Annotated in this window: 18 protein-coding genes, 2 pseudogenes and 2 riboswitches; of the genes and pseudogenes, 6 read left to right on the top strand and 14 right to left on the bottom strand. The window is 72.1% G+C overall.

What is annotated here, in order from left to right; translation table 11 throughout:
• Nucleotides 1-3: 3 nt before the first annotated feature.
• The 5 genes from AC07DS_RS02875 to AC07DS_RS02855 are packed head-to-tail and all read right to left on the bottom strand — an operon-like array spanning nucleotide 4 to nucleotide 4865.
• On the bottom strand, nucleotides 4-777 hold the full coding sequence (locus AC07DS_RS02875; RefSeq protein WP_145877258.1) for an ABC transporter permease: 774 nt from the start codon (nucleotides 775-777) through the stop codon (nucleotides 4-6).
• Nucleotides 774-1745, bottom strand: coding sequence for an ABC transporter ATP-binding protein (locus tag AC07DS_RS02870; RefSeq protein WP_479142040.1), 972 nt, complete (start codon nucleotides 1743-1745; stop codon nucleotides 774-776). Before AC07DS_RS02870 ends, AC07DS_RS02875 begins: the two co-directional genes overlap by 4 nt.
• The gene (locus AC07DS_RS02865) at nucleotides 1742-2809 is read right to left on the bottom strand and encodes a hypothetical protein (protein ID WP_479142038.1); all 1068 of its coding nucleotides are present in this window, start codon (nucleotides 2807-2809) and stop codon (nucleotides 1742-1744) included. Before AC07DS_RS02865 ends, AC07DS_RS02870 begins: the two co-directional genes overlap by 4 nt.
• Nucleotides 2806-3630, bottom strand: a complete 825-nt coding sequence (locus AC07DS_RS02860) for a hypothetical protein (protein ID WP_479142036.1) — start codon at nucleotides 3628-3630, stop codon at nucleotides 2806-2808. The genes AC07DS_RS02865 and AC07DS_RS02860 overlap by 4 nt, the downstream gene beginning before the upstream one ends.
• The gene (locus AC07DS_RS02855) at nucleotides 3627-4865 is read right to left on the bottom strand and encodes a M16 family metallopeptidase (RefSeq protein WP_479142034.1); all 1239 of its coding nucleotides are present in this window, start codon (nucleotides 4863-4865) and stop codon (nucleotides 3627-3629) included. The genes AC07DS_RS02860 and AC07DS_RS02855 overlap by 4 nt, the downstream gene beginning before the upstream one ends.
• 409 nt (nucleotides 4866-5274) lie before the next feature.
• On the opposite strand from AC07DS_RS02855, the gene AC07DS_RS02850 reads away from it, so the two are divergent.
• Nucleotides 5275-5466, top strand: coding sequence for a hypothetical protein (locus AC07DS_RS02850; protein WP_479142032.1), 192 nt, complete (start codon nucleotides 5275-5277; stop codon nucleotides 5464-5466).
• 78 nt (nucleotides 5467-5544) lie between these two features.
• Here the strand turns inward: AC07DS_RS02850 and AC07DS_RS02845 are convergent, their stop codons facing one another.
• Nucleotides 5545-8604 carry an AfsR/SARP family transcriptional regulator gene (locus AC07DS_RS02845; RefSeq protein ID WP_479142030.1) on the bottom strand — a complete coding sequence of 1020 codons (3060 nt, stop codon included), beginning with the start codon at nucleotides 8602-8604 and terminating at the stop codon, nucleotides 5545-5547.
• Nucleotides 8605-8872: 268 nt separating this feature from the next.
• A riboswitch (cobalamin riboswitch) is annotated at nucleotides 8873-8988 on the top strand.
• A 99-nt stretch (nucleotides 8989-9087) separates the two neighbouring features.
• On the opposite strand from AC07DS_RS02845, the gene AC07DS_RS02840 reads away from it, so the two are divergent.
• On the top strand, nucleotides 9088-9438 hold the full coding sequence (locus AC07DS_RS02840) for a (2Fe-2S) ferredoxin domain-containing protein (RefSeq protein WP_479142154.1): 351 nt from the start codon (nucleotides 9088-9090) through the stop codon (nucleotides 9436-9438).
• A 65-nt stretch (nucleotides 9439-9503) separates the two neighbouring features.
• Here the strand turns inward: AC07DS_RS02840 and metE are convergent, their stop codons facing one another.
• The 3 genes and pseudogenes from metE to aceA all read right to left on the bottom strand — a co-directional run bounded on the left by metE (nucleotide 9504) and on the right by aceA (nucleotide 15292).
• Nucleotides 9504-11822 (bottom strand): 5-methyltetrahydropteroyltriglutamate--homocysteine S-methyltransferase, encoded by a 2319-nt coding sequence (gene metE, locus AC07DS_RS02835; protein WP_479142029.1) that lies wholly within the window; start codon nucleotides 11820-11822, stop codon nucleotides 9504-9506.
• 178 nt (nucleotides 11823-12000) lie between these two features.
• A riboswitch (cobalamin riboswitch) is annotated at nucleotides 12001-12204 on the bottom strand.
• A 94-nt stretch (nucleotides 12205-12298) separates the two neighbouring features.
• Nucleotides 12299-13890: pseudogene (aceB, locus tag AC07DS_RS02830) on the bottom strand (malate synthase A).
• Nucleotides 13891-14008: 118 nt separating this feature from the next.
• A complete protein-coding gene (gene aceA / locus AC07DS_RS02825) occupies nucleotides 14009-15292 on the bottom strand; it encodes an isocitrate lyase (RefSeq protein ID WP_479142028.1) in 1284 nt (427 codons plus the stop codon).
• A gap of 373 nt (nucleotides 15293-15665) precedes the next feature.
• On the opposite strand from aceA, the gene AC07DS_RS02820 reads away from it, so the two are divergent.
• Nucleotides 15666-17072 (top strand): short-chain fatty acyl-CoA regulator family protein, encoded by a 1407-nt coding sequence (locus AC07DS_RS02820; protein WP_479142026.1) that lies wholly within the window; start codon nucleotides 15666-15668, stop codon nucleotides 17070-17072.
• A gap of 81 nt (nucleotides 17073-17153) precedes the next feature.
• Here the strand turns inward: AC07DS_RS02820 and AC07DS_RS02815 are convergent.
• The 3 genes and pseudogenes from AC07DS_RS02815 to AC07DS_RS02805 form a co-directional block, all read right to left on the bottom strand.
• Nucleotides 17154-17213: pseudogene (locus tag AC07DS_RS02815) on the bottom strand (hypothetical protein); the annotation flags it as partial.
• Between the two features lie 132 nt (nucleotides 17214-17345).
• Nucleotides 17346-18353: an ABC transporter substrate-binding protein gene (locus AC07DS_RS02810; protein ID WP_479142024.1), complete on the bottom strand. Its 1008-nt coding sequence runs from the start codon at nucleotides 18351-18353 to the stop codon at nucleotides 17346-17348.
• A gap of 348 nt (nucleotides 18354-18701) precedes the next feature.
• Nucleotides 18702-21482, bottom strand: coding sequence for a SpoIIE family protein phosphatase (locus AC07DS_RS02805; protein WP_479142022.1), 2781 nt, complete (start codon nucleotides 21480-21482; stop codon nucleotides 18702-18704).
• A gap of 231 nt (nucleotides 21483-21713) precedes the next feature.
• Between AC07DS_RS02805 and AC07DS_RS02800 the strand changes: the two genes are divergently transcribed.
• Genes AC07DS_RS02800 through AC07DS_RS02790 form a run of 3 tightly spaced genes read left to right on the top strand, consistent with a single transcriptional unit; the run spans nucleotide 21714 to nucleotide 23941 of the window.
• Nucleotides 21714-22427 carry a FadR/GntR family transcriptional regulator gene (locus AC07DS_RS02800; protein ID WP_479142020.1) on the top strand — a complete coding sequence of 238 codons (714 nt, stop codon included), beginning with the start codon at nucleotides 21714-21716 and terminating at the stop codon, nucleotides 22425-22427.
• Between the two features lies 1 nt (nucleotide 22428).
• Nucleotides 22429-23262, top strand: coding sequence for a sterol desaturase family protein (locus tag AC07DS_RS02795; RefSeq protein ID WP_479142018.1), 834 nt, complete (start codon nucleotides 22429-22431; stop codon nucleotides 23260-23262).
• On the top strand, nucleotides 23255-23941 hold the full coding sequence (locus AC07DS_RS02790; protein ID WP_479142017.1) for a lysoplasmalogenase family protein: 687 nt from the start codon (nucleotides 23255-23257) through the stop codon (nucleotides 23939-23941). The genes AC07DS_RS02795 and AC07DS_RS02790 overlap by 8 nt, the downstream gene beginning before the upstream one ends.
• Here the strand turns inward: AC07DS_RS02790 and AC07DS_RS02785 are convergent, their stop codons facing one another.
• Both AC07DS_RS02785 and AC07DS_RS02780 read right to left on the bottom strand, forming a co-directional pair.
• Nucleotides 23942-25012, bottom strand: a complete 1071-nt coding sequence (locus AC07DS_RS02785) for an MBL fold metallo-hydrolase (RefSeq protein WP_479142016.1) — start codon at nucleotides 25010-25012, stop codon at nucleotides 23942-23944.
• 102 nt (nucleotides 25013-25114) lie between these two features.
• Nucleotides 25115-25645 (bottom strand): carbonic anhydrase, encoded by a 531-nt coding sequence (locus AC07DS_RS02780; RefSeq protein ID WP_479142014.1) that lies wholly within the window; start codon nucleotides 25643-25645, stop codon nucleotides 25115-25117.
• Nucleotides 25646-25749: the final 104 nt, after the last annotated feature.

Below are 25749 nucleotides of genomic sequence, written 5' to 3'. Positions count from 1 at the left end.
GCCTCACATCCGGGCCAGGGTGCCGGTGACCCGGACCCTGCGCAGAATTCGGTCTATCAGCAGTGTTCCGGCGGCGTAGCCGGCCAGCCCCAGCAGCAGCACGGCCAGCAGGCCGCCCGTGGTGTCCCGAGCCGGACCGGGACTCACGGCGTCCCGCAGGACGTCCGCGCTCCAGGTCAGGAACACGGCCTTGCTGGCCGGGCGCAGCCAGTCCGGGAGGTAGCTCACGGGCACCAGGACCCCGCCGAGCAGGAAGAAGGGAAAGCTCAGTGTGTTCTGCAGGATCCGGGCGGAGGGGGCCAGCACGAACAGGGCCGACACACAGCTCGCGGTGCCCGCCATGGCGGCCGCGGTGAGCAGGACGCCGACCACGAAGAGCAGCGGGTGGGCGATCGTCACCACCAGGCCGAAGCCGGCCCAGGCGACGAGCCAGGCCTCGGCCAGGCTCAGCGTGCTCAGCACCGTCACGGCGGCGATCCGGGCCGTGACCACCGCCGAGTAGCGCGCCGGTGTGGCCACCACGGCCTCCAGCGTGCCCCGCTCGCGCTCATGGCCGATCAGTTCTCCACCCGCCATCAGCGCCATCGACCACAGCGACATCAGCACCGGTGCCAGCACGGCGAATCCGGCCAGGTCGCGCCGGTCGGCGTGTTCGGTGATGGCGAGGAAGACACAGGTGTACAGCGGCGCCGTCACGAAGACGTGGAGGGTGTCCGGTGTCCGCAGGGTCATCAGCACCTGCAGGCGGAACACCTGCCAGAACAGGGCGGGAGTCACCGGCCCACCCGCATTCCGCGGTCCCGCACCAGGTGCCGGTAGACCTCGGCCAGGCCGGGGCTGACGGTGGCCAGCGAGGTGACGCCGGCCGCGACCAGCCTGCGCAGCACCTCGGAGGTGGTCTCGGCGGCCGAGATCTCCACGGTGATGCGCCCGTCGGGCGTCCGGTCGACCGAGGAGACGCCGGTGAGCTGCTTCAGCTCCTCGGCGACGGAGGCGGGCACCCCGGCCGCCGTCACGCACTCGTAGGCGGACATCTGCCGGGCCAGTACCTCCGGCCGGTCGGTCACCAGCACCTGACCGCGGTCGATCAGTGTGACCTGGTCGCAGACGGCTTCGGCCTCCGCCATGTCGTGCGTGGTGATGAGCACGGTACGGCCCTCCGCGCGCAGTTCGTGCACCAGCGTGCGGAAGTCGAAGGCGGCCAGCGGGTCCATACCGGTGGTGGGTTCGTCGAGGATGAGGACCCGGGGGTCGCTGACCAGTCCGCGGGCGAGGTGGAGGCGCTGCTTCATGCCCCGGGAGAACCCGTCGACACGGTCTCCCGCCCGCTCGCTCAGGCCCACCCGTTCCAGCAGTCCGTCGACCCGGCGGGCGAGTTCACGGCCGTGCAGGCCGTAGAGCGCTCCCCACAGGGTGAGGTTCTGGCGGGGGGTGATGCGGCCGTACAGACCCCGGTCGCCGCCGAAGACGATGCCGATCAGCGGCTTGACGGCCCGCGGCGCCGCGGCCACGTCGTGCCCGCACACCCGGGCCGTTCCGCCGCTGGGCAGCAGGACGGTGGTGAGGATCTTGCACAGGGTCGTCTTCCCGGCGCCGTTCGGCCCGAGCAGGCCGTGCACCTCGCCGGTGCGGACCGTCAGGTCGATGCCGCGCAGCGCGGAGACCGTCGCGCCGGACCGGCGTCGGGAGCCGAACTCGCGGGTGAGCGCGGTCACTTCGATCGCGGGTACGTCCGGGCTCGTCACGCGCCGGCCTCCTCGCCCGTCGCCGCGGCGAGGGCCGCGGCATGCACGTCCGGATCCACGACTTCGTCCGCCACCAGCAGGAAGTCACCGACCGGGGTGCGGGCCAGGGACAGCGCGGACCGGTGTTCGAGGAGGCACCGCTGCCCGGGGTGTGCCGTACGGGTCAGGGGCATGCCCCAGACCGGCTGCCCCGCTTCAAGCCGGGCCGCCACCGTTCGCTGCGGTTGCTGTACCGGCCGGGCCGCGGCGGCCCGGCGAGCGGACTCCTCGGCCGCGCCGGCGGCCAGGGCCTGCCGAAGCTCCCCGGCTGCCGGGTGTACGACGGTGGCGCTCAGCAGATCGACCAGTTCCAGCAGCTCGGGCGCCAGCCGGTGGCCGGCCGCCGCCGCTGCCATCGCCGCCGGCGCACCGCTGTCGAGCAGCATCAGCAGGTCGACCACGTCCTTGGCGTGGAACTCCCGCTGGAAGCGCTCTTCCGCCACCGACAGCAGGTCGGCGAGAGACTGCTCGGCGGGCAGGTCCGGACGGACGGGCACGGTGGCGAAGTCGCCGGAGAACGCGGCTGTGCACAGCTCCACCCGGATCTCCTCCTCCAGCAACGCGTCGGGGGAGGGCCACAGCACGGCGAGCATGACGTGCAGTCGTCCGTCGGCGGTGAACAGCGACAACTCCGCCGGCTCGCCGCCCAGCGAGCACAGGATGGCCGCGGCCCGCCACAGCTGCTCCTCGTCCGATGCGACGAGGTCGAGGTCACCGACCGGGCGCCGGACGCCGGGCGGGTAATGGGCGGCGAGGGAGGGCCCCTTGACGGTACGCACCCCGGTGCAGCCGTCCAGCGCCGTACGCAGCTCGGCGTAGCGGGCCGCACGGGAGGCCGCCCTGGCCAGCAGATCCCTGCTGCCGCTGCCGGCCTCGACGCCTTCCGCGACGGCCAGCGAGACGACCAACTGGGAGAGCGTGCCCGAGGTCTGCTGGGCGCGGCGCACCAGACGGTACGCGCCCTCGTGCTCCGGGACCTGCAGCAGCCTGTGCAGCAGTGCGAGGTCGAGTCGTGTGACGGTCATGCCTGCCCCGCTCCCTTCAGTGTCGCGGCCAGTTCCTCGGTACGGGCCCTCCAGTAGCGGTGGTCAACCGTCCAGCCCTGTGCACAAAGGCTTTCGACGACCCGGTCGCCGTCGCCGTCGCGGCCGTGCACCACGTGCCCGACCAACGGCGTCCGTGCCGTCCGGGCGAGATGCGCGACAGCGGCGACCAGGGCCGCGCGGCCCGCGGAGGCGTCCGCGTCGGGTTCGACGAGTACGTCCACCAGTTCCATGTGCGACCGTGCCGAGATCTCGTCCCAGGCCCGGCCGATGACGGTCGCGTGCCCCACGGGCACACCGTGCTCCCACACCAGCAGGGAGTGCCGGGACGGAGTGTCGAGCAGGGCGTCGGCCTCGGCGGCCGCGGCCCCGGGATCAGCCGGCCGGCCCTGCTCGCGCGCGGCGTGCAGGATGGCACGTACCAGCCAGTCCGCGAGCAGCGGCCGGTGTTCCTCCTCGGCCGGCGTGACACGGGGGCCGGCCGGGTCGACCGGGACGTCGGCGTCCGCCGGCAGCCGTACGTAGGTGAGCTCCCGGTGCCACGGTCGCGGCAGCCGGACCTGCGCACCGGCGCGTACGACGACGACCGAGGTGCCGGGGTGGCCGGCGAGCAGGGCCCGCCACAGGGAGGGTGCGGTTGTGGAGTCCGACAGCAGCCCGGGGTCCGCGTACTCCACCAGCAGGCGCCGGGCGTCCGACAGGGGATCGGTGGAGTCGCCCGCCACAACGGGCAGGCCGGACACGGTGCGCAGCAGACCGGCCTCGCGCGCGGCCTCCAGATAGCTTTCGACGGCGTACATCATGCGGCCACCGACCGGACGGTCAGCAGGAGATCCCGCCGGACGTCGGCGGCGGCCCGCCGGACGTCCTCGGCGCTCACCCGGCGCAGCTCGGTGATCTCCTCCTCGAGGCTCCAGGGACGTCCGGCCGAGACGCTGCGCTCGGCGATCAGCTTGGCGTACTCCAGGGGTGTCTCCGACTCGAGGACGAGGCTCATCTCCGCCTGCCGCAACGCGGCGTCGAAGTCGTCGGGTGACGGGCCCTGTTCGGCGACGGCGGCCAGCAACTCGTCCACGACGACCTGTACCCGGCCGGCGGCGGACGCCTCCGCGCCGATCAGCAGCCGCCAGGCACCGGCCTCCCGGTAACCGCGGTCCCACGCGTGGAACGAGTAGGACAGCCCGTGCTCGCTGCGCAGGGTGCGGTACAGCAGGGACGAGGGACTGGAGCCGAGAAGGTGGGCGAGGACACCATGGGCGGCGCGCCCCGGGACTCCGGCCCTGGGGGAGCGTGCGCCGAAGCAGAGCCAGGCGAAGTCGTGGGTGGCGGGATCGGGCAGCGGGTCGCCGGCGCCAACGGGCTCCAGGGGGACGTGCGGCGCCTGGGCCACCGGCCGGCCGGTCGCTCCGGCGGCCCGGGTCAGCACCTGCGGGACGCTCGGTCCCACGACGACCAGGACACCCGGTGCCCGGACGAACCGTTCGCGGTGGACGGTCTCCAGGTCGCTCGTGGTCACCCTGCCCAGCTGGTCCGGCTCGCCGCCGACCGGGCGGCCCAGCGGATGTCCGGGAAAGAGCTGGGCGAGCACCGCGTCCTGGACGGCGTCCGAGGGGTCGGCGGCCGCTGCCGCCAATTCCTGCAGTACCACGGTTCGTTCGCTGTCCAGGGTGCTGTCGCCGAACTCCGGTTCGCGCACGGCGCGCAGGAGAGCGGCGGCGACGTCCTCGGCGTCGTCGGCGTGCACCTGCGCGTAGTACAGCATCACTTCGAGGCCCGTCTGGGCGTTGGCCTGACCGCCGCGGCGCTCCACGTACTCGCTGAACGACAGGTGCGTCCCGCCGGTGTCGAGAGGGCAGGACATCACCAGGTGTTCCAGGAGGTGGGCGATCCCGCCGCGGTCCTCCGGGTCGTCGCGGGAGCCGTGGGCCAGCGCCCAGCAGATGCTGGTGGTTTTCAGCCGTTCGTCGACCACGGTCAGCAGGGGGACGGACGCGGTTGCCGGCCCCGGAGGAAGGGTGGTGAGGTCGTAGTCAGTCAAGGGCCACTCTCTCGGGGCCGTACGCGGCGGCGGGCCGACGCGCTGTGCGGATGAACCAGGGGGGAGGGGCGGCGGCGCACCGGCGGCTGCCGGGGAGACGGAACTCCCCGGCAGCCGCGCATCATGCGGGGCCTCAGGCCTTGGCGGCCTTGACCTTCACCTTGTCCAGACGGGGACGCATGCCGACGGCGTGGTTGCGAGTCATGTCACTCTCCTTCGATTTCTCGGTTCTCTACGTGGCCGGAAGGCCCGACCGATGAGAACGCTAGGCAGCACGTGTCAACAGGCCGTCGACAGCCGGTCGGTGACCGACTTCGATCAATCGTTGATCAGTTGTTGACGTGACCGTGCCACCCTGTGCGCTGACAGGTACACGCGGCGCCGCCGCACGGAGTGAGAGACACGCGACATGATGCGCACGAAGAAGAGGAAGCCGACCCGGTGGCAGTACGCCGCCGCCCTCGGGCTCGTCGGCCTTCTGACCGGCATGATCGGCACCGCCGCGAGCGCGGGGGCCGACGCCGGGGCCCGTACCGGCCACCACGTCGCCGCCTGGAACAGCACGGGCTCCAGCTGCAGCACCTGCACGGTCAAGAGCTGAGGCGTCCGCAAGGGTGTGAGTGAGGGGCCGGCCCCTCACTCACGGCCGGCCGGCCCGTCGCCCGGAGCCGGCCGGCCCTCACCCGCGGGGCCGCCCGGATGTCACGGATTCCCCCAGCGCCGCGAGCGCGTCGGCGGTCTGCCGCGCCTCGGGCAGCCCCAGCCGGGTGAACGTCTCGTGGGCCCCCTCCAGTTGTGACCGGCCCCGGCCGACGTCACCACGGTCGGTCAGCAGTCGGCCGAGCACCAGCCGGGCCGCGGCCAGATCGCGGTCCCCGCCGGCGTCCTGCAACATCGTGACCGCCTCCTCCGCGTGCCGGAGGGCGCCGTCCAGGTCACCCATGCGGCTCAGCGAGTCCGCGAGCCGATAGCCCGCGTACGCGGCGCGATCCCGGATGCCCGCGTCACGGCACACGGCAAGGCACTCCCCGAAACGCCCGGCTGCCGCCTCCCACCGGTGCTGAGCGTGCTGGGCCAGCCCGAGCACATAGAGCGCGTAGGCGGTCATGCCGGCGTCGTCACCCCGGGACCGCAGATCCCTCAGCACCTCCTCGCACGGGGCGACCGCGGCGGCGGCCTGTCCGCTGCGGATCCGGGTGAGCGCTGCGTTCAGAGTGGTCGCCACCTTGCCGGAACGGTGGCCGAGTTCCTCGGCCAGTTCCAGTGACGCCTCTAAGTGGGCGAGCGCGTCCTCGTGACGGCCGAGGAACTGTGCCGCCAGCCCGAGGTCGTTGAGGGCCTGGCGCAGGATGACCTTGTCACCCGTGTCACGGCAGGCCGCCACCGCCTCGGCGGCGAGCCGCTCGGCCCGGGCCGGATCGCCGACCCGCAGCGCGAGGGCGCCGCTGAGCCACCGGGCCCGGCCCAGTGCCCGCCGGTCGCCGTGCGCGGCGGCGGCCTCCGCCAGGGCCTGCGCCCCCGTCTCCAGTCGGCACAAGGGCACTTCCTGGCCGAAGGCGCTGAGCGCGATGAGCAGATCAGCCGCCATGCGCAGCGCGGCCGGATCGTGCACCGTGTGCGCCAGAGCCGTCAGCATTCCGTCGGCCTCCTCGGCCACCCAGGCGCGGGCCGCGGGCGCGTCGGCGAAGCGCAGGCCGGGTGAACGCACCGGCCCGAGGTAGTCACTCACCGGGTCGCCGGGAACGACGTGGCGGAACGCGGAGCAGGCACTGGCCAGCAGGAAGTCGAGCAGGCGACGGACCGCCGCCGCGGCCGGCTCCGAGTCCGGCGGCGCGGGCAGAGCACGGGCGAAGGCCCCCAGCAGCTCGTGATAGCGGTAACGGCCGGGCGCGGGCGACACCACCATGGACCCGTCCACCAGGGACTCCACGACCTCCTCGGCGCTGTCCTGGTCCAGATCGAGTACCGCTGCCACGGCAGGCAGCCCGATGTCGGGCTCCGTCACCGGCGCCAGAAGCCGGAAGGCACGGGCCTGAGCGGCGGACAATTGCCGGTACCCCAGTTCGAAGGCCGCGTCGATGGCGACATCACCGAGACGCAGATGGGCAATGCGACCGCGTTCGTCGGCGAGCTTGCGGACCAGGGACGCGATGGACCAGGCCGGACGCGCCGCCAGCCGCGCCGCGACGATCCGCGTGGCCAGCGGCAGATGACCGCATGCGGCGACCAGTGCCCCGGCGGCGTCCGGCTCGGCGGCGAGACGTGCGGCGCCGACCGCCGCCTCCAGCAGGTCCAGCGCCTCCTGCCGGGTGAGCACGTCCACACTGATGTGGGCTGTGGCGTCCAGCCCGGACAGCCGGGGCAGGCTGGTGGCGATCACCGCGCAGCCGGCGTTGCCGGGCATCAGAGGACGCAACTGCATCTCGTCACGCGCGTTGTCCAGGACGACCAGGATCCGCCGGCGGTCGAGCAGGGACCTGAACAGCCGCCCCCGGTCCTCGACCTCCTCGGGCAGCTCGTCGGCCGGTGCACCGAGCGCGGTGAGGAAACTGCCCAGGACGACGAATGGATCTGCCGGAGAGGCACTGCTGCCGCGCAGATCCGCGTAGAGCTGGCCGTCCGGGTAGTGGTCCCGGACGCGGTGCGCCACGTGCAGGGCGAGGGTCGTCTTGCCCACCCCGCTCATACCGGTGACAGCCACCGTGGTCAACGCGCGTTGATCCCCGGCGGTGAGCAGCTCGCACATCTGCCGGGTGAGCGCCTCGCGGCCGACGAAGGACGGCACGTCGGCGGGCAGTTGGGCCGGCACGGGCAGAAAGGCCGTGCGCGGTCCGTCCGCCGCCGGCCGCGACGCCGGCGTCGGCTCCGGCCCGGTGTCGCGCTCCTGAGGCCGGCCGGACGTGGCGTGCGGAGCGGAACCGGCCTCGGCACGCGGCCGGGTTCCGGTCGCCTCCCCGGGAACGTCGTCGACGGCGGGTACGCCGTTGAGGATCCGTGCGTACTCCACGGCCAGCTCGCGTCCCGGGTCGACGCCGAGTTCCTCGGCGAGGCGGCGGCGCACCCGGTCGTACACGGCGAGCGCCTCCGACTGCCGCCCGGTGGCGCACAGGGCGCGCATCAGCAGCGCGTAGGGCCGTTCGCGCAGCGGATGTTCGGCGGTGAGCTCGGCCAGTTGGGGGAGCGAGAACTGGAAGCGGTGGAGCTGGATGGCAAGCGCGAGGCGCTCCTCCTGCAGTGAGACCTTGAGTTCCTCCAGCCGATCGCGCCTGCGCTCGGCGAAGGGGCCGGGGATGCCCGCCAACGAGGTGCCCGTCCACAGGGCGAGGGCGCGGCCGGCGGCTTCCTCGGCCTCCTTGGTGCGGCCCTCGTTCTTGAGCCGGGCGCTCTGCCGGGCCAGCGACTCTGCCTGCCATGCGTCGACCGCGCCGCCCGCCACGGCGAGCCGGTAGCCGTCGCCCACGGACGTCAGAATCTCCGGAACCGAGGGGTCCGCCTCCAGCACCCGGCGCAGCCGCCACACATAGGTACGGATCGTCGTCGCCGCGGACTTGGGGAGGTCGTTCTCCCACAGAGCGTCGGCGAGTTCGTCGAAGGACGCACAGTGCCCCGCACGCAGCAGCAGGACCGAGAGCACGGCAGCCTGCTGGGGAGGACCGACGGGTATCGGGCTCTCACCGCGATGGGCCCGGACCGTCCCCAGTACCTGGAACGTCAGTTCCTCGGCCACCCATGCGCTCAATGCTCTGTCTCCTCGACTGGAACGGGTGGTCACTGCTCCGACACGTGCAATTCACCGGCACGGCCACGCACGCTGCACACCACCGTCACTTCGTCTCCAAAGATGATCACTCTTCGTCCCAGGTTGCGATCGGTGACACATGGTTATGTAAAGACAGGAGAGTTCACAACGCGGCTCGACCAACAGCACCCGGAGATCGAGGGACTGAGGGCGACGAGCCGCCACCGACGATGGGATGATGATCGCGACATAAGGCGACGGCGGTCCGAGGAAGCCGGTGTGAATCCGGCGCGGTCCCGCCACTGTGACCGGTGAGCGAGTTCCGGCATGCCACCCCCGTGGGCGGGCAGGCGGGGCGAGCGGCGACCCGGGAGCCAGGAGACTCACGCGGTCGCCTCCTCGAGCAACTCCGGGGCGGATCTCCCCGGGAGGGGAGTGGCCACCGTGCCCGAAACGCCGTGGGAAAAGACATCGGCCGAGGCCGTGGAAGCGGGCCGGCCGGCGCCGTGCCGGGTCGTCGTGTGCCGGGACTGCTGCTGCGGCACTCCCAAGGTGACCGGAGTGGATCACGCGGCACAGACCGCGCGACTGCGGGCGGAGGTGCCGGTGCGCATCTCCGACTGCCTGGACGTGTGCGATCAGGCCAACGTCATCGTCGTACAGCCGTCCGCCGCGGGCCGGGCCGCCGGTGCGCGGCCGGTCTGGCTGGGGCTCGTCAACGACCCGGACGCGACCGAGGACATCGTCGCCTGGGTACACGCCGGCGGCCCGGGGGTGGCTCCGCGTCCGGACATCCTCGACCTGTACGCCTTCACCCCGCCGCGGCGCCCGTGAACCCGAGGCCGGGCGCGGGGCCGGGGCGCGCGTGGCGCCCAGGCCCCGGGGAACGTCCGGTCACGTCATGACTCGGACAGCTCCCCGCGGACCGTGCGGGCGGCGGCGACCAGGTTCTCCAGGGAGGACCGGGTCTCGGGCCAGCCGCGGGTCTTCAGACCGCAGTCGGGGTTGACCCAGAGCCGTTCGACGGGGATGGCCTGCAGGCCGGTGCGCAGCAGCTCGGCGGCCTCCTCGGGGCTCGGGACGCGGGGGGAGTGGATGTCGTAGACGCCGGGTCCGGCTTCGCGGGGGTAGCCGTGGGCGGCGAGTTCGCGGGCGACCTGCATGTGTGAGCGGGCGGCTTCCAGGCTGATGACGTCGGCGTCCAGGTCGTCGATGGCCCTGACGATGTCACCGAACTCCGCGTAGCACATGTGCGTGTGGATCTGGGTGTCGGGCCGCACACCGCTGGTGCCGAGGCGGAACGCCGCGGTCGCCCAGGCAAGGTAGGAGGGCCGGTCGGCGGCGCGCAGCGGCAGCGTCTCCCGCAGTGCGGGTTCGTCGACCTGGATCACCGAAGTCCCGGCCGCCTCCAGATCACCGACCTCGTCGCGCAGGGCGAGGGCGACCTGCCGGGCGGTGTCGGCGAGGGGCTGGTCGTCGCGGACGAAGGACCAGGCGAGCATGGTGACCGGGCCCGTGAGCATGCCCTTGACCGGTCGTGAGGTGAGGGACTGGGCGTACGCCGTCCAGCGCACGGTCATCGGCTCGGGGCGGGAGACGTCGCCGGCGAGGATCGGCGGGCGGACGTAGCGGGTGCCGTAGGACTGGACCCAGCCGTGCCGGGTGGCCAGGTATCCGGTGAGCCGTTCGGCGAAGTACTGGACCATGTCGTTGCGTTCGGCCTCGCCGTGCACGAGGACGTCCAGCCCGGTCTTCTCCTGGAAGGAGATGACCTCCTGGATCTCGGCCTGGATGCGCTCCTCGTAGCCCGCCGTGTCGATGCGGCCCGCACGCAGGTCGGCGCGCGCGGCCCGCAGATCGTCGGTCTGCGGAAAGGACCCGATGGTCGTGGTCGGGAGAAGGGGCAGGCGCAGGTGGGCGCGCTGGGCGGCGGTGCGCTCGGCGTAGGCCTGCGACCGGCGGGCGTCGGCCTCGGTGACCGCGGCGGCGCGGGCCCGCACGGCCGGGTCGTGGGTGCTGGGCGAGCCGGCACGAGACGCGAGGTCGGCCCGGTTGGCGGCCAGTTCGGCGGCGATCGTGCCGGTGCCGTGGGCGAGACCCCTGGCGAGCGTGGCGACCTCGCGCGTCTTCTGCTCGGCGAAGGCGAGCCAGCGCAGGATCTGCGGCTCGACGTCCCGCTCCACGGCGGCGTCGAGCGGGACGTGCAGCAGGGAGCAGGACGCGGCCACGTCGACCCGGCCGGCCAGCCCGAGCAGGGTGCCCAGGGTGGACAGCGACTTCTCCAGGTCGTTGACCCAGATGTTACGGCCGTCGACGACCCCCGCGACCAGGCGCCTGCCGGGCAGGCCGCCCGCCGCGGCGAGGGCGTCGAGGTTGGCGGCGGCGGCCGCGGTGAAGTCCAGGGCCAGGCCCTCCACCGGAGCCCTGGTCAGCAGCGGCAGGGCTTCGCCGAGCCGGTCGAAGTAGGAGGCGACCAGCAGCCTGGGCCGGTCGGTGAGCGTGCCGAGGGCGCGGTAGGCGCGGCCGACGGCGTCGAGTTCGGCCGGGGTGCGGTCCTGGACCAGGGCGGGCTCGTCCAGCTGGACCCACTCCGCGCCCGCGGCACGCAGATCGGCGAGGACCTCGGCGTACACCGGCAGCAGGCGGTCCAGCAGGGTGAGCGGCTCGAAGCCCGCGGGTACGCCCGGTGCGGGCTTGGCCAGCAGGAGGTAGGTGACCGGACCGACCAGCACGGGCCGGGCGGTGAGGCCCAGGGCCAGGGCTTCCGCCAGCTCGGCGACCTGCTTGGCCGCATCGGCGGCGAACACCGTGTCCGGGCCGAGTTCGGGGACCAGGTAGTGGTAGTTGGTGTCGAACCACTTGGTCATCTCCAGCGGCGCGACGTCCTGCGTGCCGCGGGCCATGGCGAAGTAGCCGTCGAGCGGGTCGGCCGCGACCGCCTCCCGGTGGCGTGCGGGGATCGCGCCGACCATGACGGTGGTGTCCAGGACGTGGTCGTAGTACGAGAAGTCGCCGGTGGGCACCTCGTCGATGCCGGCCCCGGCGAGCTGCTGCCAGTTCGTACGGCGCAGGTCGGCGGCGGTGGAGCGGAGGGCGTCGGCGGTGACGCGGCCCTTCCAGTAGCCCTCGATCGCCTTCTTCAGTTCCCGGTTCCGTCCCTGGCGGGGGTAGCCGTACACGGTGGCCCGTGCTGCGGCGGCTGCGGGCTTGGTGGTCATGGAGATCTCCTTCGCGAGATGAATCCCTGAGATCCCGGCGACGGGACGAGAGCGCGAAGGGGTGACGGAACCGGACGGGTACGGCCTCGCGCGGTGGGCGCGGTCGTCCGCCTGGTATGTACGCCGACCCGCCCTCGAGGTCACCGGGATGTCCACGCACGAGTGCTTCGGGCGCGGGCAGTTGGCAGGTCTTCGGACTCGCGGGCACGTCTCGTCGTACGAAGTCGTACGAGACACCTACTGGCCGTCGCTTCCCAGGCCCTCCTCGGGCCCAGTGCGTATGACGGCGGTCGTTCCCGCTCACCGCTGCGGGGCAGTCCCGGATTCCCACCGGGTTCCCTCTTGCGACGCATCCCGCCTGGCGGACGGGGCGAACCAGCTGCGTCGGCCAGCCTACGGGGTCGTCGTGCGATACGGGAGCGGGACGTCCGTCATCCGGACGATGAGGCGTGACACGTCGGGCCGGGCGTCCCCGCTCATGCGCCGGCCCCCGTGCGGCGCACGAGGTGGCGGGTGTAGGCGTCCGGAGTGAAGAACAGTGGCAACTCGCCGAGCAGCGCCGTCCGTTCGAAGAGGGCGCGGACCTCTTCGACGGGGCCCAGGGATACTCGGAGCCGAGCGCCACGATCTCGTCGTCGAGCAGCCGCAGGACCGTCTCCCGGTCGATCACCCGGTGGCGCAGCCACTGCCAGATCTGCACGCGGGCGATCTCGGCGGTGGCCGCGTCCGCCATGAGGCCGTACAGGGCGACGGCTCCTCGGCCGCGCAGCCAGGCGGCGAAGTAGCGCACGGCGACGGCGACATCGGTGCGGATGCGCTCGTCGGTCGGAGGGCCGCTGATGCGGCGCACCGTCAGCAGGTCGGCCGCCCGCACGTGCACGTCGTCCCGTGTCCGGTCGATCTGGTGGGGCCGATCGCCGAGAACACCGTCGAACACCTCGCGGCAGACGGGCACGAGTCCGGGGTGGGCGACCCAGGAGCCGTCGAAACCGTCCGCGGCCTCGCGCTCCTTGTCCAGCCGGACCTCGGCGAGTGCGGCCCGGTGGGCGGTCGGGTCCTTGTCCGGCACCTGTGCGGCCATGCCGCCGATGGCGTGGGCACCGCGCCGGTGGCAGGTGCGCACGAGCAGCTCGGTGCAGGCGCGCAGGAAGGGGGCGGTCATCGTGACCTCGGCGCGATCGGGCAGGAGGAAGTCGGTGCGGTGGCCGAATGTCTTGATCAGGCTGAACAGGTAGTCCCAGCGGCCCGCGTTGAGACCGGAGCTGTGCTCGCGCAGCTCGTGGAGGATCTCCTCCATCTCGAACGCGGCAGTGATCGTTTCGATCAGGACCGTGGCGCGGATCGTGCCGCGGGGGATGCCGAGCAGGTCCTGGGCGGTGACGAAGATGTCGTTCCACAGCCGGGCTTCGTAACGGTTCTCCAGCTTGGGGAGGTAGAAGTACGGGCCGTACCCGGCGTCGATCTGCCGCTGGGCGCAGTGGAAGAAGTACAGGCCGAAGTCGACCAGCGCCGCGGGCACGGGACGGCCGTCGTACTCCAGGTGCTCCTCGTCGAGGTGCCAGCCGCGCGGCCGGACCACGATGGTGGCGAGCTGGTCGCCGAGCCGGTACTCCTTGCCTTCGGGTGCGGTGAAGTCGATGCGGCGCTCGATGGCGTCGAGCAGGTTGAGCTGGCCGCCGATCACGTTGTTCCAGGTGGGAGCGGTGGCATCCGCGAAGTCAGCCATCCAGGCACTGGCCCCGGAGTTGAGGGCGTCGACCGTCGTCCGGCGGTCCGGTGGGCCGGTGATCTCGACGCGGCGGTCGGTGAGACCGGGGGCGGGCGGTGCGACGCGCCAGGCCGGGTCGGCGCGGACGGCTGAGGTGACCATCGGGAAGTCGAGCGGGGAGCCGGATGCCAGCCGCAGGAGCTGCCGGCGGCGTTCCCTCATCAGGTCCGTCCGGCGGGTGCCGAAGGCTGCGGCCAGGCGGCCCACGAAGTCCAGGGCGGCGGGCGTGAGGATCTCGTCGTGGCGGTCCCCGAGGGGCGCGAGAACGCGGACGTGGTGGGTCAGGGCGCTGGTGGACATCGCTTCTCCTGCTGGCTGGCTGGCTGGCTGGCGGGTGCGGGGAGCGGGGCCGGACGGGGACGGCCGTACGGACCCCCGCTCGCCCGAGGGCGGACCGGGCAGGTCCCGAAGGGCCGGCCTAGTGGAACTGCTCCTCCTCGGTGGAGCCGGTCAGGGCGGTCGTGGAGGAGGCGGGGTTGACGGCGGTTGAGACCAGGTCGAAGTAGCCGGTGCCCACCTCGCGCTGGTGCCTGACGGCGGTGAAGCCGTGGGCCTGCGCGGCGAACTCCCGTTCCTGCAGGTCGACATAGGCGGTCATGCCGTGCTCCGCATAGCCGCGTGCGAGGTCGAACATGCCGTGGTTGAGGGAGTGGAAGCCGGCCAGCGTGATGAACTGGAACCGGTAGCCCATCGCACCCAGCTCGCGCTGGAACTTGGCGATCCGGTCGTCGTCGAGCGCCGCCTTCCAGTTGAAGGAGGGGGAGCAGTTGTAGGCGAGCATCTGGTCGGGGTAGCGCGCGCGGATCGCCTCGGCGAACTCCCGCGCCTGGGCGAGGTCCGGGGTGCCGGTCTCGACCCAGATCAGGTCGGCGTACGGGGCGTAGGCCAGACCGCGGGCGATCACCGGTGCCATGCCGCCCCGCACCCGGTAGAAGCCCTCGGCCGTGCGCTCCCCGGTGACGAACTCGGCGTCGCGCTCGTCGACGTCGCTGGTCAGCAGGTTGGCCGCGAGGGCGTCGGTGCGGGCGACGACGACGGTCGGCACGTCGGCGATGTCGGCCGCGAGGCGGGCCGCGTTCAGGGTCCGGATGTGCTGCGAGGTCGGCACCAGCACCTTGCCGCCGAGGTGGCCGCACTTCTTCTCCGAGGCGAGCTGGTCCTCGTAGTGGATGCCGGCCGCGCCCGCCGCGATCATCGCCTTGGTCAGCTCGAAGGCGTTGAGCGGACCGCCGAACCCGGCCTCCGCGTCCGCGACGATCGGGGCGAGCCAGTCGGTGGTGTCGCCGGCGTCCTCGGCGGTGGCGATCTGGTCGGCACGCAGCAGCGCGTTGTTGATGCGCCGGACCACCTGGGGGACGGAGTTGACCGGGTAGAGGCTCTGGTCGGGGTAGGTGTGGCCGGCCTGGTTGGCGTCGGCGGCGACCTGCCAGCCGGACAGGTAGATGGCCTGCAGACCCGCCTTGACCTGCTGGACCGCCTGGCCGCCGGTGAGGGCGCCGAGGGCGTGGATGTAGTTTTGCTCGTGCAGCTGCCGCCACAGTCGCTCGGCTCCGCGCCGGGCCAGGGTGTGCTCCTCGCGGACGCTGCCGGACAGCCTGACGACGTCCTCGGCGCTGTAGGTGCGCTCGATGCCCCGCCACCTCGGGTCGGTGGCCCAGCGCCGCGCGAGTTCCTCGGCCGCCTGCGTCCTCGCCTCTGCCATGGTCACGTCTCCTCGATCTGTGGCGTCTGCCAAGCCCGTGCGCTCCAAGCAAGGGATGGCACCGCGTGTCGTGTCATTGAGATGCGGCCCGCCGTCACCTCACAGGGCGAAAGCGAGCAACGCTGCCGGTGCGGAACGCGCCCACTGTCGGGATCTCCGATGTCAGGGCCGTGAATCGGGCCCCGAACGGGGGCGGTTCCTGCCGGGTCCGGCGGGCCGCACTGAAACTCTGGCACTGGCACTGAGTGCCAACAACCGTGGATGTCTGCCAACTTCTGCGAATCTTCGCGCTGCCTTTTGCCAACTTTGCGAAGGGTGCTGTGAGTTCTCGTTGGCCTACACTCGCGGGCACCCGGACACGGAGGAGCCCACGGTGAGCAAGACCTACGCGGGAGCGCGCCTGCGGCGGCTGCGTGAAGAGCGGCGGCTGAGCCAGGCGGAACTCGCCCGCGTCCTGGGCATCTCCCCGAGCTACCTCAACCAGATGGAGCACGACTCCCGCCCGCTCACCGTGCCCGTGCTGCTCCGGCTGACCGAGACGTTCGGCGTCGACCCCGGCTTCTTCTCCGAACGCGACACGACCCGCCTCGTGGCCGACCTGCGCGAGGCGCTGACACGGGAGATCGCCACCGCCCGGATCTCCCCGTCAGACCTGGCCGAACTGGCCTCGCGTCTGCCCGAGGTCGCGCACGTCCTTCTCGAACTGGGCCGCCGCAACCAGCTCCTGACCGAGCGCCTCACCGGAACAACCGGCGGTCGCGACACGGCAGATGAGACGCCCCGCTCACCCCACGAGGAGATCCGGGACTTTTTCTACCGCCGCCAGAACTACCTCCACGACACCGATGTCGCGGCCGAGCGGCTGTCCGAGGAGATCGGCATCCGGCCGGGCGAGGTCGTCCAGGCTCTGACGAACCGCCTGGCCAAGGCCCACGGCATCCGCCTCTCGGCCGACACCGGCGACCATCTGCACCGCTACGACGAGGCAACCCGGACTCTCGGCCTGTCCAGCCGTCTGCGACCTGGTCAGCGAGCGTTCCGCATGGCGACTCACCTCGCCCTGCTCGAGTACGGCGCAGAACTGGACCGTCAGGCCGCCGAGGACTTCGAGCCCGGTTCGCCGGCCCACCGCCTGGCCCGCATCGGCATCGCCAACTACTTCGCAGCGGCCCTCGTCCTGCCGTACCGCGCCTTCCACGCCGCCGCCGAAGAGGTGCGCTACGACATCGAACGCCTCACCGACCGCTACGGCCTCGGCCACGAGACCGTCTGCCACCGGCTGAGCACCCTGCAGCGCCCCCGCCTGCGCGGCGTGCCCTTCTCCTTCGTCCGCGTGGACCGCGCCGGCAACATGTCCAAACGCCAGTCGGCCACCGGCTTCCACTTCTCCCGAGCCGGCGGCACCTGCCCGCTCTGGAACGTCTACGAGGCGTTCGCGGCCCCCGGGCGCATCCACGTCCAGATCGCGGAAATGCCCGACGGACAGCGCTACTTGTGGACCGCGCGAGCCGTCACCCGGAACCGCGGCGGCTGGGGCGAACCCGGCAAGACCTTCGCCATCGGCCTCGGCTGCGAGATCCGCCACGCCCACCGCCTCGTCTACTCCGACGGCCTCGACCTGGCCAACGCCGCTGCCGCCACACCCATCGGCATGGGCTGCCGCGTCTGCGAACGCCTCGACTGCCCCCAGCGCGCCGCGCCGCCGCTCGGCCACCCGCTGCGGATCGACCAGAACACCAGCACCTTCGTCCCGTACCCCGTGTCCGACGGCACGGCGTGACGGCGACGAAGAGGTGGTAGAGATGCGTCGAGACGGTTCGGGAGACAGCAGGAGCCTCTCCCCGATCTGCTTGTTGGTCAGGCCTGTGGCGGCCAGGCGAGCGATCTCCCACTGCTGCGGAGTCAGAGCGGGGCCGTGCACACGGTGGCCTCCACCTGATCGAGGATGGCCCACAGCGCGTGCCCGGCGAGCGGCGCAAGAACCAACGAAGCCGGGTAACGGGCCCGCCCCGTGCCGGTGCCCGGTCGCCGTACAGCTGACGGGCGACGGGGATCATCCCGGTCGGCCGGAGACGGCCTTGGCCCAGCCCCGGGTGACGGTCTCCTTCGCCTTCTCCAGTTGCGCGTCCGTCGGGAACTGCGGCGTTCCCTCGACCGTCGGCAGTCGTTCGGCGGCGGCCTTGTCGAGGGTGCCGTCCTGCCTCATGGCGTCCATGAGGACCGGGCGGGCATAGGCGCGCAGCCGGAGGTTCTGGCCCTCCGGGCTGAAGAGGTACTCGTGCCACAGGCGGGCGGCCGCCGGGTGCGGGGCGTTCTTGTTGATCGCCAGCGCGAAGTACTGGGCGAAGCTGCCGTCGAAGGGGATCGCGACCTGCCAGTTCACGCCCTTGTCACGGAGCGCGTCGGCGTAGTGGAGGTTGATGTAGTCCCAATTGATGCTGATGGGCGTCCGGCCGCTCGCGACCGTCGCCGAGTCGGAATCGACAGGGGTGAAGTTGCCGCGATCCTTGAGTTCGGCGAAGAAGTCGAGACCCGGCTGGACGTCGTCGAACGACCCGTTGTTCGCCAGCGCGGCCGCGTAGACACTGGCGAAGGCGGTGGCCGAGCGGGGCGGGGCGCCTTCCAGTGCGACCTTGCCCCGGTAACCGGGCTTCAGCAGATCGGCGAAGGTCTGCGGACAGGGGTGGACCCGGTTGGCGTCGCAGCCGATGGAGATGTAGCCCCCGTAGTTGTCGGCCCAGCGTGCCTTCGCGTCCTTCTGGTTGCCGGGAATCAGATCGAAATCGGCCACCTTGTACGGCGCGAGAAGATTCTGCGCCGCTGCCTTCCGTGCGAACGTATCGCCCACGTCGATCACGTCGGGTGCCGTCGGCCGGTTCCCCCGCTTGCGCAGGGCGTCGATCTCGTCCTCGCTGTGGCCCAGCGGATTCTCGACCGTGACCTTGATCCCGTACTTCTTCTCGAAGCCGTCGATCAGGCCGCCGTAGTTGGCCCAGTCGTGCGGCAGTGCGATCGCTCTGAGCGTGCCCTCCTGCTTCGCCGCGGCGATCAGTGCGCGCATGCCGCCCATACTCGCGGCGGACGTGGCCGTCGCCGGCTTCGCGAGGCCGGCGGTCGGTGTGTCCTCGCAAGCGCTCAGGCCCAGTGCCACGAGAGCGAAACTGCCGAGGAACGCCGCTGCTCGGGCACACGGTGTAGTCACGGCGACTCCCGGACGTGTGGAATGAGGTGGTCGCCTCGGCCGGCTGCCGGCAGCGCCACTGGGTCCGGAGCGGCGGGCCTCCCGCCGCGCCTCCCGGTCTCCTCGGCTCCTCGGCGCCGACGAAGTGGCCATCGAGGCCAGGGTACCCGGCCGCCTCGATGGCGCACTGCCGCCAGGAAAGCCCGCGATCACCGTCCCCGGCTCACTTCACAGCGCGGTGTCGTCCCATTGGTCGAGCAGGAGTTCGCCGAGTCCTTCCGCCTCCGGCGTGGCGTCGTGATGCAGGGACTGTTCGGCCCAGATGACCTTGCCGGTGGTCGTGTAGCGGGTCCCCCAGCGTTCGGCGACGCGGGCGACCAGGAAGAGTCCGCGGCCGCCTTCGTCGGTGACCTTCGCCCGGCGCAGCCGCGGCGAGGTGCTGCTGCCGTCGGCGACCTCGAAGATCAGGCTGCCCGCGTCGGGGCTGCTGACCGGCTTCGTGCGCAGCAGCCGCACGGAGATCGGCTCGGCTCCGTAGCGGATGGCGTTGGTGATCAACTCGCTGAGGATGAGTTCGGCGGTGAATCCGACCTGCTCCAGCCCCCACTCCGCCAGCCGGCGGGCACAGGCGGTGCGCACGGGGGCCACCGCCGCCGGGTCGCGGGGCACCTCCCACTCGGCGACCTGATCCGGCCCGAGCCGGCGTGTGCGGGCCACCAGCAGCGCGATGTCGTCCCGGGGCCGGTCGGACAGCATGGCCTCCATCACCGCCGCGCAGGTGTCCTCCGGCGTGCGACCGGATCCTGTCAGAGCGTCGCGCAGGGCTGCCAGTCCGGCGTCCAGGTCCCGGGTGCGGTCCTCGATCAGCCCGTCGGTGTAGAGCACCAGCCGCGCATCCTCGGGCACGGTGAACTCGGCGGTCTCGACAGGAAAGCCGGCCCCGAGGCCCAGCGGCGGGGAGATGGGCAGCTCAGGGAAGTCGACGGTCCCGTCGGGCCGGACCACCGCGGGTCCCGGGTGGCCGGCGGTGGCGATGGCCAGATGCCCGGACGTGGGGTCGTAGACGGCGTACTGGCAGGTCGCCCCTGTGATCAGCCCCTGGCCGTCCTCCGTTGCGTCGGCCTCCTCGGCGTCGATCTGCGCCACCAGCTCGTCCAGCCGGCCCAGCAGCTCCTCCACGGGCAGGTCCAGGCTGGCGAAGTTGTGCACGGCGGTGCGCAGCCGGCCCATCGTCGCCGCGGCGTGCAGACCGTGCCCGACGACATCGCCCACGACCAGCGCCACCCGGGTACCGGACAGCGGGATGACATCGAACCAGTCCCCGCTCACGCCGGCCTGGGCCGGCAGATAGCGGTAGGCCACGTCGAGCGCGCCCTGCTCGGGAAGCGCGCGGGGCAGCAGGCTGTGCTGCAGGGTGACGGCCATGGCGTGTTCGCGGGTGTACCGGCGGGCGTTGTCGATGCACACCGCTGCCCGGGCGGCCATCTCCTCGGCGAAGGACACGTCCTCGTCCTCGAACGACGGCGAGCCCTGCGCGCGCCAGAAGTCCACCACGCCCAGCACCACGCCGCGGGCGCGCAGGGGTACCACGAGCACGGAGTGGATGCCGTGATCGAGGACCTGCCGGGCACGTCCCGGCTGCTGGGCCCGCCAGTCGTCGGAGACGCTCAGGTCCCCGACCAGGACCGGGCGGCCCTCGGTCATCGCCGTGGAGACGGGATGGGCGGGAACGAGCCGGTTCAGCTCGCGGACCGGGCGCAGGAGATGGCCCGCGTCGAGACCGGCGACGGCGCTGCGGCGCAGTTCGGTGATCTCGGCGGCTGCACCGGAGGTCTCCTCTCCGTGCAGGACCGGGTCCAGCAGATCGACGGTGACGATGTCCGCGAACCGGGTCGCCCCCACCTCGGCCAGTTCCTCGGCCGTGCGTTTCACATCGAGTGTGGTGCCGATCCGCATTCCGGCGTCGTAGAGCGACTGCAGTCGTTCGCGCGCCACCTCCGCCCGGCCGGACAGGGCCCGCAGCTCGGTGGTGTCCCGGAGCGTGACCACGCTGCCGACCGGTCCGTGGGGTGCGGTGAGCCGCTTGCTGACCGCGAGCAGCCGGTCGGCCGCCAGGTACACCTCGTCGGTGGCGGGGCGGTCGGAGGCCAGCAACCCGGCGAGGTCCTCGTCCAGACCCAGATCGGTGATGTGCCGCCGCTCCGTGTCCGCCGGCAGGTCCAGCAGCCGCCGTGCCTCGTCGTTGGCCAGCAGCAGCCGGCCGTCACCGCCGACGATCAGCACTCCTTCCCGCACCGAGTGCAGCACCGCGTCGTGGTGCTCGTACATCCGGGTCATCTCGGTCGGCCCCAGGCCGTGGGTCTGCCGCCGCAACCGCCGGCTCACCAGGCCCGACCCGCCTGCGGCGACCACCAGGGCCGTGGCGGCGCCGACGAGGAGGAACGGCAGCTGCCGGTTCACCCTGTGCTGCACCGTCTCGACCGTGACGGGCACGGAGACGATCGCGATGACCGAGCCGTCGGGACCCCTGACGGGCACCGCCGAGATCACCGAGAGCCCCAGTGATCCCTTGAACGTACTCGTGAACGGCTTTCCGGTCGCCGCCGCCGCGTAGGGCCCGATGACGCGCCTGCCGATCTGACGCGGGTCGCTGTGGGCAAGGGTGATCCCGTTCAGCCCGTACACGATGACGGCGTCGACGCCTGCGGCCTTCCGGGCCGCCTGGACGTGCGGCTGCAGCGCGGCGGTCGGGTCCGCGCTGTCCAGTGCCGCCACGATGCCCGGGGAGTGCGCGAACGTCTGTGCCGCGGTGAGCGTCCGGTGGCGGGCGTCCGCCATCACGTCGCGTTGAGCCTGCACCAAGAGCGCCACCAGGGCGGCGGCGACGAGCAGCATCACAACCGCCAGCTGGAGCAGGAAGACCTGGCCCGCGACGCTGCGCACACTCAGCAGTGAGCCCGACCGCCACGCCTCGCGCGGCCGACGGGGCCGATGGGGGCGAGCCCTCATGGACGCATCAGGCACATCCTGCCCGGGTTGCCCTGAAACTCCGCTCATATCACCTTTCTATCGTTTCTGGATGGCCGACCGCGCAGCGACCGGGACGGGCCGGTCCGCTCGGAGGCGGCGAGGAGCGCAGCGGCGGGCAGTCCGCGGACGGCGCACTGTGCGCGCAGAGCGCCGCAGAAATACTGGTCCAACCAGTTGACCAGTGGCCCGGTCGCATTCACCCTGATCGCCATGACTGATGGACTCATCCGGCGTGAGGCGGTCTCCGACCAGCTCTTCGCCGTGCTGCGTGACAGGATCCTCGGCGGTGAACTGCCGGCCGGTTCCGCGCTCACCGCCGAACGGGGTTTGGCAGCCGAGTTCGGGGTGAACAGACATGCCGTCCGGGAGGCCGTCAAGCGGCTCCAGCAGGCACGGCTGCTCGAGGTCAGCCACGGCGGCCGCACGCTCGTCCTGGACTGGCGGCAGACCGCCGGCCTCGACCTCGCCATGGGCATCGCGGCGGCCGACGCCGGGCCCTCGGTGGAGGACCTCACCCGCGACGCCCTGGAGATGCGGGCGTGCATCGGCGCCGACGCGGCCCGCCTGTGCACGATCAGGTGCTCCGAGGACACCGCCGGGAAGATCGTCGAGGCCGCGGGCCGGTACGCGCGCACCGGGCCCGACCTGACCGAGCTGGCCGACGCGGACGTCGCCTGGTGGCGGCTGATCGTGGAGGGTTCCGGGAACGTCGCCTACCTGCTGGCCTTCAACAGCCTGGTGGACGGCACGCTCCCGGTCGCCGACGTACCGGACGACCTGCGGACCGCGGAACTCCTCGACGTCGAGGCACACCAGCGGCTGGCCGCGCACATCGCGGCACGCGAGGCCGGGGCGGCCGAACGGCTGGCGCGCGAGCTGCTGTCCCGCAGCGTGCCCGCGACGCCGCGGAAGGCGGTGCGCTGACATGATCCCCGCCGTTGTCTTCGCGATACCCGCGTTCGTCCTGCTGGTCGTCGTCGAGGCACTTTCCTACCGCTTCCTCCCGGACGACGACGAGCGCGGCTACGAGCTGCGCGACACCGCCACCAGCATGTCCATGGGGGCCGGCAGCCAGGTCGTCGCGATGCCCTGGAAGGCGGTGACGATCGTGCTGTACTCGGCTGTCTTCGCCGTCGCCCCGTGGCATCTGCCGCCGTCCTCCGCGTGGACGTGGGTGCTGCTGTTCTTCGGCGACGACCTGGCGTACTACGCCTTCCACCGCGCCCACCACCGGGTGCGGATGCTGTGGGCGAGCCATGTGGTCCACCACTCCAGTCTCCGCTTCAACCTCTCGACCGCCCTGCGCCAGAGCTGGACGCCGATGACGGGCCTGCCCTTCTGGCTGCCGCTGGCACTGCTCGGCATCCCGCCCTGGATGATCCTGCTCCAGCAGGCCTTCAGCCTCGTCTACCAGTTCTTCCTGCACACCGAGCGGGTGGACAAGCTGTGGCGGCCCGTGGAGTGGTTCTTCAACACGCCCTCCCACCACCGCGTCCACCACGGTTCGAACAGCGCCTACCTGGACCGCAACTACGGCGGCATCCTCATCGTCTGGGACCGGTTCTTCGGCACGTTCGAACCGGAGGGCGAGCGGGTGGTGTACGGCCTGACGACGAACATCGGCACCTACAACCCGGTGCGGGTGGCCTTCCACGAGTTCGCGGCCGTCTGGCGCGACGTCCGTGCGGCGCGACGCTGGCGCGACCGTGCCGGGTATCTGGTCGGGCCGCCCGGCTGGGCACCCGGGGCGGATGCGTGACATGCCGCCGCTGATCGTCGCCTTCGCCGCGCTGGCCGCTCTCGACATCGCCGCAGTCGCGGCGGGCCTGCCTCCCCTGGAGTGGGTCGCCAAACCGCTGCTGGCACCCGTGCTCGCCGTACACCTGTGGCGTACGACCGGCACGCGGCACGCTCCGGTCCTGGCCGGCCTCGGGTTCGCCGCCGCCGGGGACGTGGCGCTGATGCTGCCGGGCCGGGTGGCCTTCGCCGTCGGGATCGCCTTCTTCCTGGGCGCGCAGCTGTGCTGGACGGCCGCGTTCCTGCGCGCGGGCGCCCTGCGGTATCTGCGTCCCCGCCGCCGGCTGTGCGCGGTCCACCTCGCCGTGTGGGCCGCCGCGGCCGCCGCTCTCGCTCCTGCCCTCGGGCCGGTACTGGGCACCGCGGTGGCCGTCTACGCATCGGCCCTGGTCACCATGGCACTGACCGCGCGGGTGCTGGGGCGCAGGGCGGCCTGGGGCGGGCTGGTGTTCCTCGGCTCGGACCTGCTCGTCGGACTGGGAGCCGCGGGGGCCGACTTCCCCGGACGTGCGGTGCTCGTCATGGTGACGTACACGGTCGCCCTGGCCCTGATCGCCACCGCCTTCACCACCGCGGAAGCACGACAGGCGGACGGGTGCAGCGGGATGCTGTCGATGACCACCGGGACTGCTGAGCCGTAGTCAGGCGTCCCTCGCCTGTGGGGCGCCGAGTGTGTAGGTGGTTCCGACGCTGGTCTGCACCCATGCGTCCGGGAGGGCCGCGGCGAGGGAGTGCTGCGCGCGCCAGCCGGTGCAGTGACCGGGGACGATCAGCTCGGGTGCGAGTTCGGTGAGCGCGGCCACCGTCGGGCCGATGACCGGCTCGAAGGCGGGGCCGCTCAGGTGGAAGCCGCCGATGAGGGCCAGCAGTCTGCTGACGCCGGTCAGCCTCATGGCGTGCCGGACGATGTTGACCACTCCGGCGTGGCCGCAACCGGTGACGACGACAAGGCCCCGGCCGCGCACGTTGACGACGAGTGCCTGGTCGTCGATGACGGCGGGGTCGTGTCGCCAGCCGCTGCCGTCCCAGGCTTGGTGTGCCTGCGGCATGCCGTGCTCGAACTCGGTGACGCGGTCCACCTCGCCGGTGATCAGGATGCCGCCGGCCAGCAGCGACGGCTGCCGCCGCTCGATCACCTCGAACCCTTCGCGTTCCAGGGCACCCCGTGACAGCGTGGGCATCTCCAGAACCTGGCCGGCGGGCAGTTGCAGGCGGCGGCGGGTCCAGACCGCGGGGTGGACGGTCAGCGGCAGGCCGGAGCGCCCGCGCAGCCGGGCCAGGCCGTCGAAGCCGCCCGTGTGGTCGAAGTGTCCGTGGCTGAGTACGACGCCCCACAGGCCACCGACATCGATGCCAAGGCGCTCGGCGTTCACCGCCAGCCCGTCCGGCGACGCGCCGGTGTCGAACAGCAGCGTGCTGCTCGCGTTCCCGCTGTGGACGGTGACCAGGGCGGAGAAGCCGTGCTCGGCACGCAGCCCGGCCAGGGCCTCGCCGCCGGCGAACTGCCGTGCGGCGGTCCGCCCGGCGCCCATCGACGCCCGGGTGACGCCTTCGGCAGAGGCCAGCAGGGCGTCGAAGGAGTTGTCGACCATCGTCGTGACCCTGACCTCGTCGACCTCGGGCAGCGCCACCGGGTCGACAGCCGGTCCCTGCGCGACGCGAGGCGCCGACCGCGCCGCCTCGGCCGCCGAGTGCCCGTGATCGTCACACATGCTGGAAAGCGCCTCCCCGCCGATGCGACCGGCCACGGAAACAGATCCCGGTACGAGCCGCAGGCCCACGGCGGTCGCGTCGGCCGCAGGCGGCTGGCGGTGTCATGCTTCCACTCGCGCGGGCGGGACGACGACGTCGATGAGCCCGGTGGCCACGTCGTACACGAGCCCTGAGACGAAGGCTCCGGCCGGAAGCTGCTGCTTGAGGATTCCGACGTCGACGCGGACGGCGGCGACCGGGTCGGTGACCGCCTTGGCGTCCAGGCCGTCGGCCGGAACCTCGAAGTAGTCGGCCAGCGACTCGGGGAACGCGGCCAGGTCCGTGATCCCGCAGTCGGTGTGGTGCAGGACCGCATAGTGGACGTCGCCCGGGCGAGGGCCGCCCGTGCGGGCCTGCACGACCTTCGAGAGCATTCCCAGCGTCCGGAGCGTCGCGGGCGTGACCCGCCCTCCGACGTTGCGGATCACCGCAGCCTCGCCGAGCTCGAGCCCGAGCACGTCGGACGGGTCGACACGAGGGTCGACGCATCCGATGACCGTCAGACTGCCACTGGGCATGAGCTTGAGGCCGGCGAACGATCCGCCGTCGGCGAACCCGGCGTTCCGCCTGGCCAGCTCGTTCGTGTCGATCACTGTGCCGGTAACCCATCCTGCTCTGAGCCTGGCCCCCTGGTGGCGCCGACCTGTGGTTGCCGCCGGTCCTGCAGTTGCCGCCATCCTGTCCCGCCGCCGCCTCC

Source organism: Streptomyces sp. NPDC044064 (assembly GCF_056434245.1).
The sequence above is the reverse complement of the archived record's forward strand: the minus strand, read 5'-3'. Positions and strand labels throughout refer to the sequence as shown.

Coding starts and splice junctions, on each gene's coding strand:
- AC07DS_RS02865 (WP_479142038.1), bottom strand. CDS start 2,809: ATGACCGTCACACGACTCGACCTCGCACTGCTGCACAGGCTGCTGCAG.
- AC07DS_RS02860 (WP_479142036.1), bottom strand. CDS start 3,630: ATGATGTACGCCGTCGAAAGCTATCTGGAGGCCGCGCGCGAGGCCGGT.
- AC07DS_RS02850 (WP_479142032.1), top strand. CDS start 5,275: ATGATGCGCACGAAGAAGAGGAAGCCGACCCGGTGGCAGTACGCCGCC.
- metE (WP_479142029.1), bottom strand. CDS start 11,822: ATGACCACCAAGCCCGCAGCCGCCGCAGCACGGGCCACCGTGTACGGC.
- aceA (WP_479142028.1), bottom strand. CDS start 15,292: ATGGCAGAGGCGAGGACGCAGGCGGCCGAGGAACTCGCGCGGCGCTGG.
- AC07DS_RS02810 (WP_479142024.1), bottom strand. CDS start 18,353: ATGCGCGCACTGATCGCCGCGGCGAAGCAGGAGGGCACGCTCAGAGCG.
- AC07DS_RS02805 (WP_479142022.1), bottom strand. CDS start 21,482: ATGAGGGCTCGCCCCCATCGGCCCCGTCGGCCGCGCGAGGCGTGGCGG.
- AC07DS_RS02800 (WP_479142020.1), top strand. CDS start 21,714: ATGACTGATGGACTCATCCGGCGTGAGGCGGTCTCCGACCAGCTCTTC.
- AC07DS_RS02795 (WP_479142018.1), top strand. CDS start 22,429: ATGATCCCCGCCGTTGTCTTCGCGATACCCGCGTTCGTCCTGCTGGTC.
- AC07DS_RS02790 (WP_479142017.1), top strand. CDS start 23,255: ATGCGTGACATGCCGCCGCTGATCGTCGCCTTCGCCGCGCTGGCCGCT.
- AC07DS_RS02785 (WP_479142016.1), bottom strand. CDS start 25,012: ATGTGTGACGATCACGGGCACTCGGCGGCCGAGGCGGCGCGGTCGGCG.